General features: G+C 32.6%; 21 protein-coding genes. 16 read left to right on the plus strand and 5 right to left on the minus strand.

The genetic code is table 11. The features are described 5' to 3' along the window. The first annotated feature begins 44 nt into the window (after window positions 1–44). Window positions 45–686, plus strand: a complete 642-nt coding sequence (locus ACYSNM_RS11870; protein ID WP_461757109.1) for a TatD family hydrolase — start codon at window positions 45–47, stop codon at window positions 684–686. A 32-nt stretch (window positions 687–718) separates the two neighbouring features. Then, window positions 719–1,438: a tRNA threonylcarbamoyladenosine dehydratase gene (locus ACYSNM_RS11875; RefSeq protein ID WP_461757110.1), complete on the plus strand. Its 720-nt coding sequence runs from the start codon at window positions 719–721 to the stop codon at window positions 1,436–1,438. Window positions 1,439–1,501: 63 nt separating this feature from the next. Here ACYSNM_RS11875 and ACYSNM_RS11880 read toward each other — a convergent pair whose 3' ends face one another. Both ACYSNM_RS11880 and ACYSNM_RS11885 read right to left on the minus strand, forming a co-directional pair. Then, on the minus strand, window positions 1,502–2,692 hold the full coding sequence (locus ACYSNM_RS11880) for an aromatic amino acid transport family protein (RefSeq protein WP_461757111.1): 1,191 nt from the start codon (window positions 2,690–2,692) through the stop codon (window positions 1,502–1,504). Between the two features lie 36 nt (window positions 2,693–2,728). Next, window positions 2,729–3,934, minus strand: coding sequence for an aromatic amino acid transport family protein (locus tag ACYSNM_RS11885; RefSeq protein ID WP_461757112.1), 1,206 nt, complete (start codon window positions 3,932–3,934; stop codon window positions 2,729–2,731). A 192-nt stretch (window positions 3,935–4,126) separates the two neighbouring features. On the opposite strand from ACYSNM_RS11885, the gene ACYSNM_RS11890 reads away from it, so the two are divergent. Next, a complete protein-coding gene (locus tag ACYSNM_RS11890) occupies window positions 4,127–4,537 on the plus strand; it encodes a Fur family transcriptional regulator (RefSeq protein WP_461757113.1) in 411 nt (136 codons plus the stop codon). On the opposite strand, the gene ACYSNM_RS11895 is transcribed toward ACYSNM_RS11890, so the two are convergent. The 3 genes from ACYSNM_RS11895 to ACYSNM_RS11905 form a co-directional block, all read right to left on the minus strand. After that, window positions 4,538–5,521: a YpdA family putative bacillithiol disulfide reductase gene (locus ACYSNM_RS11895; RefSeq protein WP_461757114.1), complete on the minus strand. Its 984-nt coding sequence runs from the start codon at window positions 5,519–5,521 to the stop codon at window positions 4,538–4,540. 151 nt (window positions 5,522–5,672) lie between these two features. Further along, on the minus strand, window positions 5,673–6,368 hold the full coding sequence (locus ACYSNM_RS11900) for a YceI family protein (protein WP_461757115.1): 696 nt from the start codon (window positions 6,366–6,368) through the stop codon (window positions 5,673–5,675). Window positions 6,369–6,545: 177 nt separating this feature from the next. After that, on the minus strand, window positions 6,546–7,052 hold the full coding sequence (locus tag ACYSNM_RS11905; protein WP_461757116.1) for a hypothetical protein: 507 nt from the start codon (window positions 7,050–7,052) through the stop codon (window positions 6,546–6,548). A 127-nt stretch (window positions 7,053–7,179) separates the two neighbouring features. Between ACYSNM_RS11905 and ACYSNM_RS11910 the strand changes: the two genes are divergently transcribed. The 13 genes from ACYSNM_RS11910 to ACYSNM_RS11970 all read left to right on the plus strand — a co-directional run bounded on the left by ACYSNM_RS11910 (window position 7,180) and on the right by ACYSNM_RS11970 (window position 19,184). Further along, window positions 7,180–7,755, plus strand: a complete 576-nt coding sequence (locus ACYSNM_RS11910; RefSeq protein ID WP_461757117.1) for a DJ-1/PfpI family protein — start codon at window positions 7,180–7,182, stop codon at window positions 7,753–7,755. A 91-nt stretch (window positions 7,756–7,846) separates the two neighbouring features. After that, complete coding sequence (nadC, locus tag ACYSNM_RS11915) at window positions 7,847–8,707, plus strand: carboxylating nicotinate-nucleotide diphosphorylase (protein WP_461757118.1); 861 nt, start codon at window positions 7,847–7,849, stop codon at window positions 8,705–8,707. Between the two features lie 161 nt (window positions 8,708–8,868). Then, window positions 8,869–9,765, plus strand: coding sequence for a YihY/virulence factor BrkB family protein (locus tag ACYSNM_RS11920; protein ID WP_461757119.1), 897 nt, complete (start codon window positions 8,869–8,871; stop codon window positions 9,763–9,765). Between the two features lie 29 nt (window positions 9,766–9,794). After that, window positions 9,795–10,223 (plus strand): DUF2147 domain-containing protein, encoded by a 429-nt coding sequence (locus ACYSNM_RS11925; protein ID WP_461757120.1) that lies wholly within the window; start codon window positions 9,795–9,797, stop codon window positions 10,221–10,223. A gap of 91 nt (window positions 10,224–10,314) precedes the next feature. After that, a complete protein-coding gene (priA, locus tag ACYSNM_RS11930) occupies window positions 10,315–12,771 on the plus strand; it encodes a replication restart helicase PriA (protein ID WP_461757121.1) in 2,457 nt (818 codons plus the stop codon). Window positions 12,772–12,901: 130 nt separating this feature from the next. Then, complete coding sequence (rpsF, locus tag ACYSNM_RS11935; RefSeq protein WP_461753671.1) at window positions 12,902–13,243, plus strand: 30S ribosomal protein S6; 342 nt, start codon at window positions 12,902–12,904, stop codon at window positions 13,241–13,243. A 5-nt stretch (window positions 13,244–13,248) separates the two neighbouring features. Next, the gene (gene rpsR / locus ACYSNM_RS11940; protein ID WP_155092406.1) at window positions 13,249–13,545 is read left to right on the plus strand and encodes a 30S ribosomal protein S18; all 297 of its coding nucleotides are present in this window, start codon (window positions 13,249–13,251) and stop codon (window positions 13,543–13,545) included. Between the two features lie 16 nt (window positions 13,546–13,561). Then, the gene (gene rplI / locus ACYSNM_RS11945) at window positions 13,562–14,005 is read left to right on the plus strand and encodes a 50S ribosomal protein L9 (RefSeq protein ID WP_461757122.1); all 444 of its coding nucleotides are present in this window, start codon (window positions 13,562–13,564) and stop codon (window positions 14,003–14,005) included. 165 nt (window positions 14,006–14,170) lie between these two features. Beyond that, the gene (locus ACYSNM_RS11950; RefSeq protein ID WP_461757123.1) at window positions 14,171–14,644 is read left to right on the plus strand and encodes a DUF6495 family protein; all 474 of its coding nucleotides are present in this window, start codon (window positions 14,171–14,173) and stop codon (window positions 14,642–14,644) included. A gap of 8 nt (window positions 14,645–14,652) precedes the next feature. Next, window positions 14,653–16,650: an NAD-dependent DNA ligase LigA gene (gene ligA / locus ACYSNM_RS11955; protein WP_461757124.1), complete on the plus strand. Its 1,998-nt coding sequence runs from the start codon at window positions 14,653–14,655 to the stop codon at window positions 16,648–16,650. A 62-nt stretch (window positions 16,651–16,712) separates the two neighbouring features. Then, window positions 16,713–17,231 carry a DUF6913 domain-containing protein gene (locus ACYSNM_RS11960; RefSeq protein ID WP_461757125.1) on the plus strand — a complete coding sequence of 173 codons (519 nt, stop codon included), beginning with the start codon at window positions 16,713–16,715 and terminating at the stop codon, window positions 17,229–17,231. A gap of 17 nt (window positions 17,232–17,248) precedes the next feature. After that, the gene (gene dapA / locus ACYSNM_RS11965) at window positions 17,249–18,133 is read left to right on the plus strand and encodes a 4-hydroxy-tetrahydrodipicolinate synthase (protein ID WP_461757126.1); all 885 of its coding nucleotides are present in this window, start codon (window positions 17,249–17,251) and stop codon (window positions 18,131–18,133) included. 244 nt (window positions 18,134–18,377) lie between these two features. Next, a complete protein-coding gene (locus tag ACYSNM_RS11970) occupies window positions 18,378–19,184 on the plus strand; it encodes an outer membrane protein assembly factor BamD (protein ID WP_461757127.1) in 807 nt (268 codons plus the stop codon). The last annotated feature ends 3 nt before the right edge of the window (window positions 19,185–19,187 follow it).

Here is a 19,187-nt window from a genome sequence, read left to right on the forward strand (position 1 = left end):
ATTAAAGAGTTGTCAATTTGGCAACTCTTTTTTTATTTTTGCCTATGCGTATAAATATACACACTCATAGTAAGAGTAAGATACAAAATGAGATAGCTATTTTCAATCAATATCCTCTGGAGTTAGATAAACAAGTCAGATACTATTCCATTGGTATACATCCTTGGTATATCAATGAGCAAACTATAGAGGAGGAATTGCTTATTTTACAGCAGAATATTTCTTCTGAAGGTTTTTTAGCCATTGGAGAGTGTGGGCTAGATAAGTATAGTTCAGTGGATTTAGCTTTACAAGAACAGGTTTTAATCAAGCAATTACAGCTTGCACAACGCTATAACAAAGCAGTTATTTTACACCTTGTCTCTCATTATGATACTATTATCAGATTAAAAAAGGAATATAATATTACCATTCCTTTAATAATTCACGGTTATAGAAAGTCGAAAGAACTTGCTTTAAGTTTACAGAAAAATGGTTTTTATTTGAGTTTTGGATGTGCTATAATACAGCAAGAATCTGTAGCTAAAGTATTTCAAGGGATAGACAAAGATTATGTCTTTTTAGAAACAGACAATAATAAGGAATATAGTATCGATCAGGTTTACAATAAAGCTATTTGCTTACAACCAGATATAGAAGTAACAATAGAGAAGAACTTTAAAAGAGTATTTAAAAATATAATATAATAATAGCATAGAGCTAATTTAATTTCGAACACATGGCAATTTGGCAAGAACGCGCTGAACTACTTTTTAAAGAACAGGGCTTAGAACGATTAAAAAACGCAAAGATATTAGTAGTAGGTTTAGGTGGAGTAGGATCTTTTGCAGCAGAGTTTTTAGTACGAGCAGGGATAGGAAATATGACCATTATTGATGGGGATACCGTAGATATTACCAATATTAATAGACAATTACCTGCTTTGCATTCCACTATTGGCTTGTCTAAGGTAAGTGTTGTAGCAGCTAGATTGATGGATATTAATCCAGAATTAAACTTAACTTGTGTAGAGGAGTTTATTTCTCCTGAACGCGCTTTTGAGATTGTGACTCCAGATTATGATTATGTACTAGACTGTATAGATAGTGTTACTCCTAAGGTGAATTTGATTTTGGCTGCTAAGAGAAACAAGGTAAAGGTGATTAGTAATATGGGAGCAGGAGGAAAGATGGCTTCTAGCAAGATTACTGTGAAAGATATTTCTAAAACAGATGTATGTCCCTTGGCAAAACAGATTAGAAAACGCTTGAAAAAAGAGGGAATTAGTTCTGGGGTGAAAGCGGTTTTTAGTACAGAACAGCCTGATCAAAGTAGTTTGAAGATGACAGATGGAAAGAACTTTAAGAAATCTTTCTTTGGTACAAATAGCTGGATGCCTGCTTTATTTGGTTTGCGTTCTGCAGAATATGTTATCTGTTATTTATTAGAAAAGAAATAGTATCAGAAAAGGTATATTTATAAAAAAAGCCGACTCTAAAATAGAGTCGGCTTTTTTATGAGGTTATATCCATTTTGCAGAAAGTAGTAGTTGTATTGCTACAATAGCAATAGCTAATATCCAAAGGAAGGTAAAAGCTAGCTTTTGCAGCAAGCCAGATTTAATTCCGTTTTGTTTTTGGGCTTTCATAAGCATAAGCATTGGCATAATCAAAGCAAGAACTACCAAAGAGATCGATGCATATCCCAAGGCCATAATAAAGCCATCTGGATAGAATAATGCAAAGATAATCGGTGGAGTGAACGTTAGAGCTAATGCAGAAAAATTATTGGTGATATAGGTTTTCTTTTTCCCTAAATCTTTGATAAAATCATTTAAGGCTAAGGCAACTCCCCAAAACGAGGTTAGAATAGCTGCGGCGGCAAATATATTAAAGGCTATGCGAATTACATTAGAGTCATATACATTTCTAATAGCGCTTAGTAATCCTTCTAGACCAGAATTTTGCTTAAGTATTTCTGTGAATTTTTCGTTTTCAATCGTTCCTAGAATAGTTAATTCCCAAATGATGTATAAAACTAAAGGAATACTACTTCCGATGATAAAAACCCACTTTAGTTTTTTGGTGTCCCCATGAAGGTATTTAACTAAGCTTGGGATTACAACATAAAAACCAAAAGAGGTAAAGATTACTGGAATAGTTGCTATAATAGGTAGTGTGCTACTAGGAATGTATTCTAAATTGGTGCCTTGAATTTTTGGCAACAGTAAACCAATTACAATACATAAGAAAAGTAGTTTTACAGAGAAAACAATTTTAGTACTTATATCTACAATTCTAGTCCCAAAAAGGATTATTCCTCCAAATACAACTGCAAATATTACTGCTGCTACCTCCGGGGAAAGAGTTATGTTGAAAATGCTCTCGAGGTTAGTCTTTACAATCTCTCCTCCTCCTGTTATATAGGCACTAACTAAGGCATACATTAAACTTAACATACTTAAAGCTGTAATAATAGCACCTCCATTTCCAAGATACTTATGGGTAAGGGTATTTAAACCATCTTCGTGAGAGTTATATTTATATACGTTTACTAGTAAGATAGAGGTATAGCACATGGCAAACCATATAGTAAATAGGATTAATGTCATAAAGCCAAAGCCTACGCTTGCAGATATAATTGGCATAGCTAGCATTCCTGCTCCAATAGTTGTTCCTGCTACAATTAGGATACTTCCTATGAATCTTTGCATTTTTATTTTTGTATTTAAAGTTGGGTGTTATTTCTTTTATTCTAAAATTGGAAGTTTTCCAAGAGTCATTAAAGTTTGAATTACCAAAATGGAAACTCCAAATGTGATTATTAGTAGGAAGGCAAATTTTTGAAAAAAGTTGATTTTTTCATGTCTTCTTTTCTTTACTTGTATATACATGAAAACAGGTATAAATAAAGAAGTAATCACTACAGAAATTGCTGCGTAGCTTAAAGCTAATATAAATCCTTTAGGATAATATAAAGCAAATAATAAAGGTGGCAGGAAAGTAATTAAAAATAAAATGAAGCGATTTTCTTTAAAGGAAGTTTTTTTAGATAAGTCTTTAATATAATCAAAGAGCGCTAATGCAACTCCTAATAAAGAAGTTAAAATAGCTGCTGCTGTAAAAACATTAATAGGAATTTGCATCCAGGTAGATTCTGAGATACTACTTACCGCTAGAATCATTCCCTCTAATCCTTTGTTGTTTTGAATAATGCTATATAAAGTAGAAGGTGCAATACTTCCTAAAATGGACATTTGCCAAAATATATATACAACTAAGGGTAAAAGACTTCCATAAAAGAAAGCTTTCTTTAGTAATTTCTGGTCTCCATTAAGGTATTTTACCATACTTGGTACAACGATGTGAAAACCAAAAGAGGTAAAGATAATGGGAATAGAGGAATAGATAAGTTTTTGCTCTATAGGTGATGCAAGTAAATTATCTACTTTTATATAGCCAAGCATGGTTACTATTATGATAAATAGGAAGACCAATTTTACTACAAAAATCCATTTTGTTGCTACATCTACTACTTTGGCACCTAAGGCTACGATGCCTCCAAAGATAATGGTAAATACAATGGCTGTTTGCCAAGGAGTTAAGGTAATATTTAGCCAATTCTTTAGATTTAGCTGTAAAATATCACTTCCTCCAGCTATATAAGCACTAACTAGAGCGTACATAAGGGTTAACATTGAGATCCCCGTAACAATAGAGCCTATCGATCCAAGATATCTATGGGTCATCGTACTTAATCCGTCTGTGTGGGAATGATCTTTATAACATTCTACCAATAATAAAGACGTATAGCACATTGCTATCCAAATTAAAACCATTACTAGGGTTATTCCACTAAAGCCAACTCCTGAGGATATAATGGGCATTGCTAGCATGCCTCCGCCTATGGCAGTTCCAGCTATTATAAGAATACTTCCGATTAGTTTGCTATTCACTTTTATGATGTTTTATTTGAGGATAATTGTAAAAAAACATAAATATATTTTTATTTTTCTCAATTATCAACTCGATTTGTTATTTTGTATTAAAAAAAGAATCTTTGATTAGATATCGCATTGTTTTGTACTTTGAAAATTCAATCTATTTCCTTATCTTATTGTCTACAATAAGATATAAAATAATTGACTTTGCTAACTTTAGAACTAGAATTAAAAAATAAAAACATCAATCCAACAGCTATGCGTTTATTAGTACTTAAGTTTTTAAAAAAACAAAGTACAGCTGTTACTTTAAATGATATTGAGAATAGCTTTGAGCAATCGGATAGGGTTACCATCTACAGGACGATAAAAACCTTCGAAGCTAAAGGACTAATTCATAGTATCACTTCTAATAATGTAACACAATATGCATTATGTAGGGATGCCTGTAATGAAGTTAATCACCAAGATACACATTTACACTTTCAATGTAAGGATTGTAATGCGATAATTTGTTTGCCTAGTATTTCTATTCCAAAAATCGAATTGCCAAAAAACTTTAGCTTAGACGAATTAGAAATAATAGCTAGGGGCATTTGTGATCAATGCCAGGATTAACTAACTACGATATCGATGCTCTTCGATAATATGGGAGAGAATTTGTTTTGCGTGTATTCTAGAATTTTCAATAAATAACTTATGGGTATTTATACCACCACATACTACACCTGCTAGATATAAATTATCTATGTTGGTTTCCATGGTGTCATAATTATACATTGGTTCCTTTGTTGCTTGATCTTTTATTTGAATACCTACCTTTCTTAAAAAATCATAATTTGGATGATATCCTGTTAAGGCTAAAACAAAATCATTAGCAATTGTTTTAGACTCTCCATTTTGTTCAAAGCTAACGTGCTCAGGAGTTATGTTTGTTAAGTTACTATTGAAATATGCAGTAATACTATTTTCAGCTATTCTATTTTCTATATCTGGTTTAGCCCAATACTTTACTGTATCGCTGATTTTATCATCGCGAATAATCATCGTTACATTAGCTCCTTTTCTATAGCATTCTAAAGCAGCATCAACAGAGGAGTTACTAGCTCCTATGACTACAACATTAGTTGATGCATAAAAATGTGGATCTTTGTAGTAATGGGAAACCTTCTCTAGGTTTTCACCAGGGATATGGAGTAGATTTGGAAAATCATAAAAACCAGTAGCAATGATAACATTGATAGAAAAATACTTTCCTTTAGAAGTTTCTATTTCAAAATCACCAGAAGAGTTCTTCTTAATATCCGTAACTTGAGTGAAAAGTTGAATATTTAAGTCACTATTGGTACATACGCGCCTGTAGTACTCTAAAGCTTCATTTCTTCTAGGTTTGTTTTGAATACTTACAAAGGGAATGTTATCTAATTCTAATAGTTCAGAAGAAGAGAAAAATTGCATGTTAACTGGATAATTATATAATGAATTAACCAAGCAGCCCTTTTCCAATACAATATAGGAAAGGCCCTTTTTTTTTGCTTCTAGTGCGCATGCAATACCAATTGGGCCTGCACCTACTATCACTATGTCAAAATTTTTAACCATTATAATAAATCTTCTTCTGTTTTTTAAATTTTCTCAAAAATACAAATTTTGAATTAATTAGACTACACAAAATCAGGTAAAAAAAAACAGGCTATCTTATCTGTGGTAGATAAGATAGCCTGTAAGCTATATAATAGTCTATAAAAATAGATTATTTTTGTTTGTTCGCGATTAAGAAAACTCCAATTTCCATATCTTTACTAATTCCCCAATCTGCTGGATTGATGTCGAATCCTTTTTCGTCTTTAGTTCCAAATTTTAGTCCCCAATCTGTACGATTAGCGATAAAGTTAGCTTCTAAAGTAGCATTTTCTTCTGTGATAGTAACTTTTGCAGGGAAAGTTGTATTTACAGTCTTTCCTAAGATAGTTAAGTTTCCACTTACAGATTTGTTTGCTCCTTCAACTTTACTTTCTGTAGCTGGATCTAAATCTTCAACTTTAGTAATTTGAAAAGTTACTGTAGGATATTGAGCTATATCAAAGAAATCTACACTCTTTAAGTGATTAGTTAAGTCAGAAACTTTTTTCTCATCATCACCAACCGATGCAGGGTTAACTGTGATAGTGTTCATGTCTAAAATATAGTTTCCTGCAGTTAAACCATTTTGGTCAATAGAAACCTCTCCTTGGCTTAAAGAAAGTTTCCCCCATCTTGGATCAATACCACCTGTATGTCCAACTTTCCAAGTAGTGTAACTGTTTTGTGTATCCACAACATATTTAACACCTTGTTCTTTTGCAACTTCTTGCTCTGTTGTAGTAGTTGCTGTGTCTGCATTCTTGTTTCCACATGAAGCAAGAGTCAAAGTAGCTGCAATAGCTAAAGATAATACGATTTTTTTCATATCTGAAATGCTAATTTATTTTTATCAAATTTACGATTCTATATCCGAATATACAAGAAAGTCCATGAAATGCAGGTCTTTCTTAATGTAGGTTAAGAAATTACAAGGCTATATAAGAAAGTATTCTAAAAGCATTGTTTTTTATTACTTCACGAATAAGTTTTACTCGAGAACTAATTATTCTATTTCTTTAAAAGTTTCGATAATACTTTTAAGCTCTAAAGTATCATATACTTTTTCTCTTTGTGTTGTCCAAGATATAAGTTCATAATTTGCTTTTTTCCCTTGGATTAACGTTTGAATCATGAACATCGGCATTTGGTTTAACTGCATTTCCAAATAGTACATTTTTGCAGGTAAGCCATTTATGTTTAAGTTTTCTTGTTTTGCAATAGTGTATTGCGGTTTGTTTTGGTATACTTTTAAAGCATCCTCTACATAAGTTTGAAAGTCTTTGCTTGTATTGTTTTGTTCTAAGAGATGTTTAGTCACTAGGTAAACCTCCGTAAAGGTATTACCGTATTCTAAGTCCGCTCCTGGATACAAATCATGCATAGGTGCTAATGCAACTGGAATGTCTAACGAATAAAGGTCTTCCACGACGATATGTTGTGGCGGTGGGACCTTAATAGTACAGCTAAAAAGAATTAATGCTGTAAAAAGTACTAAGGATATTTTTTTCATTTCTATTGGTTTTTATAGTAAAGATATGCTAAATTTTAACATATTGTAAAAAAAAAGTCTTAATGCTTTTAATTAGCGTTGTTTAAAATTGTATTTTAGAGCTTGTAATTTTTAAAATTTTGTAATTATGGCAAAGAAAGTATTAATGTTAGCAGGAGATTTTGTCGAAGATTATGAGGTGATGGTACCTTATCAAGCTTTACTATCTATAGGAGTAGAAGTAGATGTTGTTGCTCCTGGTAAGAAAAGTGGAGATGTTATTGCAACTGCTGTACATGATTTTGTAGGATACCAAACTTATGCAGAGTTTAAGGGGCATAATTTTGTTTTAAATAAAACATTCAGCGAGGTTACTGTAACGGATTACCAGGGATTATATATCTGTGGAGGTAGAGCTCCTGAGTATATTCGTCTAAACCAAGATGTGATTGAGCATGTAAGATATTTTTTCCTACAGGATTTACCTGTTGCTGCTATTTGTCATGGTATTCAAGTATTAACCGTTGCAAATGTTTTAAAAGATAGAAAGCTAACTGCCTATCCTACTATCGGACCGGATATTACTTTAGCTGGTGGACAGTATGTTGAAGTAGGGGCAGATAAAGCAGTAGTTGATGCTAATTTGGTAACTTCTCCAGCTTGGCCAGGACATCCTGCTATACTTAAAGAATTTTATACCCTATTAGGTATTACAATTAGTTAGGGTTAAAACTGTTTTAGAATATATTTTGCGATGTTAAATAAGATTAGAAGTAGATAAAGATTTCTTATTTTAGCATCGCAATATTTATTTTATGATTTCACAAGAACAATTTTTAAAGGAGTTAGATATTATCATAACCAATGCTCTAAGAGAAGATATTGGAGATGGAGACCATAGCTCACTGGCTTGTATTCCAGCCAATGCAACAGGTAAGGCTAAAATACTAGTAAAAGAGTCTGGGGTTTTAGCTGGAATTGAATTTGCTAAAATGATATTAAATAAAGTAGATCCTAGTCTAGAATTGGAGATTCTAATACAAGATGGTCAGCCAATTGAAGTAGGGGATATTATTGGATATATTAGTGGTAATTCTCAATCTATTTTAAAAGCTGAGCGCTTTATGCTAAATTCAATGCAAAGAATGAGTGCTATTGCTACTAAAACTAAAGAGTTTGTCGATCTTTTACAAGGAACAGGTACTAAGATTTTAGATACACGTAAAACTACTCCAGGGATTCGTGCTTTAGAAAAATGGGCTGTTAAAATTGCAGGAGGTGAAAATCATAGATTTGCTTTATACGATATGATTATGCTAAAAGATAATCATATTGATTTTGCAGGAGGAATTGCTCAAGCAATTCAAAAGACCAACGATTATTTACAAAAGACTAACAAAGATCTTAAGATTATTGTTGAAGCGCGTAATCTAGATGAGGTTGAGCAAATATTAGCTTGTTCTAATGTCTATAGAATTTTGTTAGATAATTTTGACTACAAGATGACTAAACAGGCTGTTGCTTTAATCAATGGTCAATGCCAAAGTGAGTCTTCTGGTAATATTGATCATAGTACAGTAAGAGAATATGCACTATGCGGGGTAGACTTTGTTTCTAGTGGGGCGCTTACCCATTCTATAAGTAACTTAGATTTAAGTTTAAAGGCCGTGTTATAATAAAGGGTAGCTTGTTTAATGTTTTAAATGAGCTATTTCTTATATCATACAAGCTATAAGTCAAGTTTTAAGATATGGAATTGCTTTGCATTATTCTATGTATTGGCTATACATTGCGGTAGCAGTGATTAGCATAACAGCATTATATTCATTTTACAAATATGAGAGGCAAATTCTACCAGATTCCCGTAATAGATAAGATCGTATGTTTTTTAAAGAGAGTGAAATTTTCTTTTTTACAGGGATACTCTTTATACGATCTTTTAGAGCTCTATATAATGGGAATAGTAAAGGGTGCTTTTTCTTATAGGGCAGGTTCAATTGCTTTTAGTTTTTTTATGGCACTGTTTCCCTTTGCCTTATTTATCTTAAACCTTATTCCATATATACCCTTAGAAAATTTTCAAATTGATTTCTTGGAATTTATAAAAAATTCATTGCCTCCTAATACCTATGGAGCAGTAGAATCTATTCTAAGTGATATTATGAATAACAGTTATAAGTCACTACTTTCTTCGGGTTTTTTCTTGTCCATTTTTTTAATGAGTAATGGAGTTTTTGCCATTTTAGGAGGTTTTGAATCTTCTTACCATATAACTATTTCTAGAAATTTTATCCGACAATATCTAATGGCTCTTGTATTATCTATAGGGCTCTCGTTTGCACTTATTTTTTCAGTAGCTGTTTATGTTGTTTTAGAAGTTATCATGTATACCTTTCATTTGGATAGTAGCCTTATTCTTTGGGCAAGAAACCTTTATTTACTACTGATTGTATTTTTAACTACTTCTACTTTGTATAAATTTGGAGCTAAACAAACAAAAAGCATCCCCTTTGTTTCTATAGGTTCTATTTTTACCACTGTGTTGTATATTTTAACCTCGTATTTATTTGGAGTATATGTATTGCGATTTGCTCGATATAATGAATTGTATGGATCTATTGGTACTTTGTTAGTAGTTATGTTTTATCTATGGATAAACTGTATGATATTACTATTAGGTTTTGAATTAAATGCAACAATAAGTAAATTGAAGAGTAAAAAGAGTTATATTTGAGAAGGAGTGTTAATTTAATATAGATTAGTATGAGAAAAATTCTTTTAGTTATCTCTTTGTTTTTGGTAAGTTTTTTGAGTGCACAAGCCCAAGAAATCACTGGAAAATGGAAAACAGTAGACGATGCCACAGGTAAGGAAAAGTCTATCGTAGAAATTTACGAAAAATCAGGAAAATATTATGGTAAAATAGTCCAGCTTTTAGATCCTAGTAGGGATAATCCCTTATGTGAGAAATGTGAAGGAGAGAATAAAGATAAGCCGATTCTTGGTTTAGTTTTTATCAACAATATGCAGAAGAAAAATAACGATCTTTCTGGAGGTACTATTTTAGATCCAGAAACTGGTAAGGTATACAAATGCTCCATTAAATTGGAGTCCGCGAACAAACTCAATGTTAGGGGATATGTAGGAATATCTCTTTTAGGACGCACTCAATCTTGGCAGCGTGTAGAATAAAAAAAGTGGTGCTTATAAAAAGGCACCATTTTTTTTTATAGTAGGCTTTAGTCTAAAGTCGTGTTATCTTTGTAACAATAAAACAAGTGTCATGTATTATTTTGTGGAAGTTATCATTCCTTTGTCTTTAAATTCGACTTTTACTTATTTAGTAAGTACTGATGAATATGAATTCGTACAAGTTGGTATGCGTGTAGCAGTACCATTTGGAAAGTCAAAAGTATATACAGGATTGGTCATTGATAAGCACCAAAGAGTCCCAGAAAGTTATCAGGCTAAAGAGATTTTTGAAATATTAGATATTGAACCAATTGTAAGTGAAAAGCAAATTGAACTTTGGAAATGGGTAAGTGAATACTACATGTGTAGCCTAGGAGAGGTGTATAAGGGGTGTATGCCAAGTAAATTGCTCTTAGAGAGTGAAACTTTGATACAATTTAACCCTAACTGCGTTATCCAAGTGGAAGAGTTATCAGATAATGAGTTCTTAATTTATGAGGCTCTTCAAAGTCAATCTATTTTGAAGTTAAAAGATATTATTGGAATACTTAATACAAAGAAAGTATTTCCGATTTTGCATAGTTTAATGCAAAAGGAAGTTGTTTTTTTACAAGAAGAAATAGTAGATAAGTATAAGCCAAAGATTGGACGCTTTATAATCTGGGCAGGGGATTTGCAAAAGGAATCTATCCGAGAGGAATTCATTAGTTCTTTAAAGCTTAGTACCAAGCAAACCCAATTAATAGAATACCTTCTGCATTTAGAAAATAATAGATCTCTACCTGTATTAGCCTCTGAACTTATAGAGCAGTCAGGATGTTCGGCCTCTATTTTAAAAGCCCTTATTACAAAGGGTATCGTTGCTGAGGTTTTTAAGGCGCAAGACCGTGTTGTTTTTGAAGAGGCTACCCAAGATGAAATAGTATTAAGTACATACCAAGAAAGGGCTTTAGATCAAATTATAGAACATTACACTAAGAAGATGGTTGTTCTATTACATGGTGTTACTGCATCTGGTAAAACGGAAGTCTACATCCGGCTTATAGAAAATTTTTTAAGAGAAAATCCAAATGGACAAATACTTTATTTGGTTCCAGATATTGGATTGACTACCCAATTAGTAACTCGGTTAGTTCGTTATTTTGGTAATCAAGTAGCTGTTTTCAATTCTAAGTATTCCGCAAACGAGCGCTTAGAGGTTTATAAACAAGTATTACAAGGTTCTGAAAAAGCTAGAATTATTATAGGGACGCGATTGGCGGTATTTTTGCCATTTAAGGACTTACAATTAGTTATAGTAGATGAAGAACAAGAAGTAAGTTATAAACAGCAAGAAGTTGCTCCACGCTATAATGGAAGAGATTGTGCGGTAGTTTTAGCTTCCCAGCATAAAGCTAAAGTTTTGTTGGGTTCGGCTACCCCGAGTTTGGAATCTTATTATAATGCGGATCAAGGTAAGTATGGTCTAGTGACTTTAGATAGGAGGTATAATAATATACTACTACCGGAGATAGTACTTATTGATTTAAAAGAAAATTATAAGAAGCGTCAAATGGTTGGGCACTTCTCAAAATATCTAATTCAACAGATTCAAGAAGCTTTGGCTTTAAAGGAACAAGTGATTATTTATCAAAACCGCAGGGGATTCTCTCCAGTTGTGGAATGCATGACCTGTGGGCATGTTCCTGGGTGTGATCATTGTGATGTGAGTCTAACCTACCATAAATATTCTAATGAATTGCGTTGCCATTATTGCGGGTTCTCTATAATGATGCCTAAATTTTGCCAAAAATGCCACTCTTTAGATTTAAATAGCAAAGGTTTTGGTACCGAGCAGGTTCAGCAAGAATTGCAGGCCATGTTCCCAGAGCATAGGATTGCTAGAATGGATCAAGATACCACAAAGCTCAAATACAGTTTTGAAAAACTTATTGACGACTTTAAAAATAGGGAAATTGATATTTTAGTAGGGACTCAAATGCTAGCTAGAGGCTTTGACTTTGATAATGTTAGTTTAGTAGGGATTTTAAATGCTGATAATAGTTTGTTCCATCCCGACTTTAGAGCCTTTGAACGCGCCTTTCAAACCATGGTGCAAATTAGTGGTAGAGCTGGTAGAGGTAATAAAAAAGGACAAGTGGTAATACAAACCTATAATCCAAACCATAATATCATTCAACAAGTTACCAATTATAACTACCATGGTATGTATAAAGAACAAATGTATGATCGTTATAATTTTAAGTACCCTCCTTTTTATAGGTTAGTGCGTATTACATTAAAGCATAGGGATTTTGATAAATTAAAACAGGCATCTTTGTGGATGTATAATTATTTAACCAAGGAACTCGGTATTCCAGTTCTAGGCCCAGAAGAGCCTAGTATTAATAGAATTCGAAATGAATATCTTCGGGTAATATTAATTAAAATACCACAAGATAAACCCCTTAATTTAACTAAAGCTAGAATTGTAGATATACTCAAAAGCTTTGAGGCTATTGGGCCTTATCGAGCAGTTAAGGTAGTTGCTAACGTAGATTTTTATTAATCCGTTAGGGATCAATGCTTAAAGTTAAAGAAATGTTTTAATTACAAATAAACTTTAATAGTATTTGGATGGTAAGGATACATGTTGTATTTTTGCAGCCAATTTTATAACAAATTAATTTTTTGTATTTATGAATCATTATGAAACTGTTTTCATCTTGAATCCCGTTTTATCTGAAACTCAGGTAAAGGAAACAGTAACGAAATTTGAAGAATTTCTTACTTCTAGAGGAGCTGAGATGGTATCTAAAGAGGATTGGGGGCTTAAAAAATTAGCGTACGAAATCCAACACAAGAAAAGTGGATTTTATCACTTATTTGAGTACAAAGCACCTGGAGATGTTATTATCAACTTAGAGACTGAGTTTAGACGTGACGAAAGAGTTATGCGTTTCTTAACTGTAAGTTTAGATAAAGAAGCAATCGCTTGGGCGGAGAGAAGAAGAGAGAAATTAAAATCTAAAAAAGCTTAATTATTATGTCTAGTATTGAGCAATCTGCAAAAGGAAAAAAAGACGGGGATATCAGATATCTTACGCCTTTAAACATAGAAACAAACAAAACTAAAAAGTATTGTCGTTTCAAAAAATCAGGAATCAAATATATCGATTATAAAGATGCTGATTTCTTATTAAAATTCGTAAACGAGCAAGGTAAAATTTTACCTCGTCGTTTAACAGGAACATCTTTAAAATTCCAAAGAAAAGTTTCTGTAGCTGTTAAAAGAGCTCGTCATTTAGCATTAATGCCATATGTGGCTGATTTATTAAAATAAAAAAGAAGCAGAAACTATGGAACTTATTTTAAAACAAGACGTACAAAAGTTAGGATTTAAAGACGATATCGTAAATGTTAAACCAGGATACGGTCGTAACTATTTAATTCCTCAAGGACTTGCAGTTTTAGCTACTCCTTCTGCTAAGAAAGTATTAGCTGAGAACTTAAAGCAAAGAGCACACAAAGAAGCTAAAGTTATCGCTGATGCACAAGTAATTGCAGAAGCATTAAGAGCTTTAGATATCAAAATCAGTGTTAAAGCTGGTGGAGAGAAATTATTCGGATCAGTTACTAACCAAGACTTAGCAGAGTTCTTTGCTAAAGAAGGTCAGCAAGTTGATAAAAAATTCATCACTTCTGGAGTAATCAAACGTACTGGTAAATATACTGCTAGTGTTCGTTTACACCGTGATGTAATTGTTGAAGTGGAATACGAAGTAATCCCTGAGCAAGAATAATCATTGATTATATATAAGAAAAGCCCTCTAATTTTAGAGGGCTTTTTTTTTGTCTTTTTTTTAAAGAACTTTAGATAGAAATACGCAAAAGTTATTTGATATGTATTTTAATCAGTAGGGAATCTATGGTAGAATTAGTATTTTTGAACTTTAAAATTTAGTTTTATGAAATATACTCGACTTACAAAGGAGCAATTTGAAGAATTACATCCTGAATTTATCAATTTTTTAGCCTCACAACAAATCGATAAAAAGGAGTGGGATAATATTAAAGCTTCAAAACCAGAGGTTGCAGAACAAGAATTAGATGTTTTTTCTGATTTGATATGGGAAGGGGTTTTAAACAAAGCTGAATTTTTAGAGCATTATTCTAAAAATCACTTATTTTTATTTGGGTTTAATGACAAAACCATACATACTATTGTAATTAAAACTTTGCAAGAAGATATAGATTTTCTAACAAAAGAAGGTTTACAATGGTTAAGTGATGCTGTTTTTACAGCTGAGGTTGAGATCAAATATGGTAGTAAGGATTTTGGTGAGGATCGCAACAAAGAAATTTTCGACATTATTCAACAAGGAGCCATCCTTAGTGATGGAGTGTTGTATAATCAGTTTAAAGAAATGTTGAAATTATAAGACTTTCTATGAATATACAAGATAAAATGGAGTCTTTAAGAGTTGAGCTTAATACGTATAATTATGAATATTACGTATTGGACACTCCGAGTATTAGTGATTTTGAATTCGATCAAAAGTTAAAAGAGTTAGAGGCTTTAGAGAAACAATATCCACAGTATATGGATATGAATTCACCAACTCAAAGAGTAGGTGGAGAAATAACTAAAAACTTTAAAACAATAGAACACCAACATCGTATGTATTCTTTAGATAACTCCTACTCTGTGGAGGATTTAAAGGATTGGGAACTGCGTTTAGAAAAGGTTCTAGGGCATATTCCAACTGGGTATACCTGTGAGTTAAAATACGATGGTGCATCTATTAGTATTACCTATGAGAATGGGGTTCTACTTAGAGCTGTAACTAGAGGAGATGGTACACAAGGAGATGATGTAACAGCTAATATTCGCACGATAAAGTCTGTACCGCTAGTTTTAAAGGGTAACTATCCTGCCTTATTTGATATACGTGGAGAAATAGTTTTACCTTTTGAAGGTTTTGAAAAAATGAATCGCGCTTTAATTGAAATGGGCGAGACGCCTTATTCAAACCCTAGAAATACGGCCTCGGGTAGTTTAAAGCTACAAGATAGTGCTGAGGTTGCCAAAAGGCCATTAGAATGTTTATTATATAATGTAGTAGGAAGTGATTTGCCCTTTTCTAGTCAAATGGATTCTTTAGAATCAGCTAGATCATGGGGCTTTAAAGTTCCTAATGTGTCTAAGTTAGTTAGTTCTTTAGATCAGGTTATTGCCTTTATAGAATATTGGGATAAACATAGGTCTGAATTGCCTTATGAAACCGATGGTGTAGTAATTAAAGTTAATGATCTGCAAGATCAACAGGAGTTAGGTTTTACTTCCAAGGCTCCACGTTGGGCTATCGCCTATAAGTTTAAAGCAGAACAAGTAGAGACTACTTTGGAGTCAATAACTTATCAAGTAGGAAGAACAGGTGCAATTACACCAGTGGCTAACCTAGAGCCTGTGCAATTAGCAGGGACTATTGTAAGACGTGCTTCTTTGCATAATGCCGATCAAATCGCAAAACTAGATGTTAGAGTAAACGATAAGGTTTTTGTTGAAAAGGGAGGAGAAATCATTCCGAAAATTGTAGGTGTTAATGTTGAAGTGCGCGCTCAGGACTCTGTAAAGACGGTTTATATAAAAGAATGTCCAGAATGTGGGACAGCTTTAAAACGTACTCCTGGAGAGGCTCAACATTATTGTCCAAACTTTTCTCAGTGTCCACCTCAAATAGCAGGTAGAATTCAACACTTTATTTCTAGGAAAGCTTTAGATATCCAAGGGCTTGGTGAGGAAACTGTTATCCTTTTATGTAAGAATCACTTGGTGGAAAATTATGCCGATTTATATGATTTGACTATAGATCAAGTATTACCCTTAGATCGTATGGCACAAAAATCTGCAGAAAACTTAATAAATGGAATTCAAGGTTCTAAAACAATTCCTTTTGAAAGGGTATTATTTGGTCTTGGAATACGATTCGTTGGTGAGACAGTTGCTAAGAAACTAGCTCAACATTATAAAAACATTGATGCTTTAGCTCATGCAGGATTTTTAGATCTAATTGAAGTAGATGAAATAGGGGAGCGCATTGCTCAAAGTGTGATTGACTTTTTTAGTAGTGCTCAAAACAGAGAAATTATTCAACGTTTAAAGGACTATGGTGTACAGATGGAAGTACAGGAAAAAGAATCTACTGTTGTTTCTGATGTTTTATTAGGTAAGACAATTGTAGTTTCTGGAGTGTTCACTCAAATGACAAGGGATCAAATCAAGCAAAGTATTGAAGACCATGGAGGAAAGAATGGAAGTTCAATTTCTTCTAAGACAGACTTTGTAGTAGCTGGGGATAAAATGGGGCCTTCAAAATTAGAAAAGGCTAATAAATTAGGAATCACTATTTTAAGCGAGCAGGATTTTATCGATATGATAAAGTAAAACCGTGTTAAAAAGCTGAGTTTTGAATTTCTATTTCTGTATTTTTACAAAAAACAATAGATATGTTAAGCCAAGTATGGAAGAACAATTCCCTTAAGAAAATTGTACGTAAATCAAAGTTGGCTAGCCTTCCAGATTGTTTTAATTTTGAAATTAAAACAATAGGATTGCTAATCGATCAGCAGCATATAAGACAGTTAGATGATCTCTTAGGGTATTTGCATAGCAATACTAAGGAGAATCTTAAAACAGATGTTGTCGTTTTTGGAAAACGCAGTAAAGAACAAGAGGAGAAAGTACATAAGTTTGTGGAAATCCACAGTTTTGATTACTCAGGAGAATGCATTGATCAGCAGATTGTCGATTTTATGAATTATCCTTTTGATATGCTTATTGGCTTTTATAAAGAAAGTAACCCGGTTTTAGAATATGTTACTTTATTATCCAAGGCAAAATTCAAAGTAGGAGTAAATCAAAATGATAGAACTATTTCTCATTTAGAAGTTCGCCTTAGTCATTTAAATGCAAAACAATTTATAGAAGTACTTTTAGAATATATAAAAGGTTTAAAAAACCAATAACCAATAACAAATAAGTTATGCAATCATTAGTAGGAACAGGAGTAGCTTTAGTTACCCCTTTCAAAAAAGACCAAAGTGTCGATGTAGAGGCTTTACAAAAATTAGTAGAATATTCTATTTCAGGGAAAGTAGAATATTTAGTTGTTTTAGGAACAACTGCGGAATCTGTTACTTTAAGTAAACAGGAAAAAGAGTTAGTAAAGAAGGTGGTAGTTGATGCTAATCAAGGAAGATTACCTTTGGTTTTAGGAGTTGGAGGAAACAATACTAAAGAAGTAGTAGAGGAATTAACTACTGGAAATTTAGAAGGTTTTCAAGCAATTTTATCTGTTTCTCCTTATTATAACAAACCAACACAAGAGGGAATCTATCAGCATTTTAAACAAATAGCTATTAATAGTCCTTTGCCAATTATATTGTATAATGTTCCTGGTAGAACAGGTAGCAATATGTTGCCTAGTACTGTAATTCGCCTTGCTAATGAATTCGATAATATAGTTGCTATAAAAGAAGCAGCTGGAGATATTGTACAAGCAATGGAGTTAATCCGTCAAAATACAAGAAAAGATTTCTTAATTATTTCTGGAGATGACGCACTAGCTTTACCAATGACATTAGCTGGAGGATCTGGAGTAATTTCTGTTATCGGACAAGGAGTTCCACAGACTTTTACGGAAATGATTCGCCTAGGACTAAACAAACAAGTAGAAGCAGCATTTGATTTACATTATAAATTAATGCCTATAATGGATATGATTTTCGAACAAGGTAATCCTGCAGGTATTAAACATATTTTGAAGTTAGCAAATGTTTGTTCAGATGAACTTCGTTTACCTTTAGTAAATATAGACCAAAATTTAGGGCAAAGAATTCAAAATGAATTCGAAATGCTTTGTAAATAGATATTTTCTAATTTTTTAGAGGGTCAAAATTTCTAAAAAAATAAATTTAAGAGATATTTTTAGGCCTTGTCTACTGTATTTAGTGGCCTATAAAGCAGTTAATTAGCAAAAGATGTCATTTTTAATGACATCTTTTCTTTTTAGTATAAAAAGGTTTTTGTATAATGCAATTATATAACTAAATTTGCACTTGCTTTCCTTTGAAAATAAATAGGGAACTTTTGTTTAATAATATTACTATTATATGAGAAGATATATCGGGGTATCTTTTTTGATGCTTACACTTGCAGGATGTAGTCCATTGCAACAAGCCTTGAAATCAGAGGATATGGAATTAAAAAAAGAAGTAGCCAGTGACTTCTTCGAACAAAAGAAGTATAGACGTGCATTGCGTTTATATGAGCAATTAGAAGCACCAATGAGAGGTCGTACTGATGCAGAACAAATGTATTATAATTTTGCGGAAGCAACCTACATTTTAAAGGATTACCAAACAGCAGGACCTAGATATAGAAACTTTGCAGCAAGTTATCCTAGAAGTGAAAAAAGGGAAGAAGCATTGCTGAAAGAAATCAAAAGTGGACTTCCTTTATCAAGAGAATATTCTTTCGATCAACATGAAACATATGAGTTAATCGAAAAATTACAAAGATTCATTGATCAATATCCTACTTCTGACTATGTTTTTGAAGCAAACTCAATGATGGTAAGTCTGAATGAAAAGTTAGAAAAGAAAGCTTTCGAAAATGCGAAGCATCTAAATACAATTGGAGAATGGACTCGTAATTATGGAGCTGCAATCATTGCATTAGACAACTTCATTTATGATTATCCAGGAACTAAATTTAAGGAAGAAGCACTTTTTTATAAGTTAGATTCAGCCCATAAATTGGCTATGAATAGTGTAGCAAGTAAAGAAGAAGAGCGTTTGAAAAATGCAAAGCTTATGTATGAAACTTTGGTTCGCTTTGAACCAGATGGTGTATTTAGGCCAAAAGCAGACGACATGATGGAAGAGATTAATAAAGAATTAGAGAAATTTTCAAAATAATTT

The organism is Myroides sp. LJL116 (assembly GCF_054871685.1).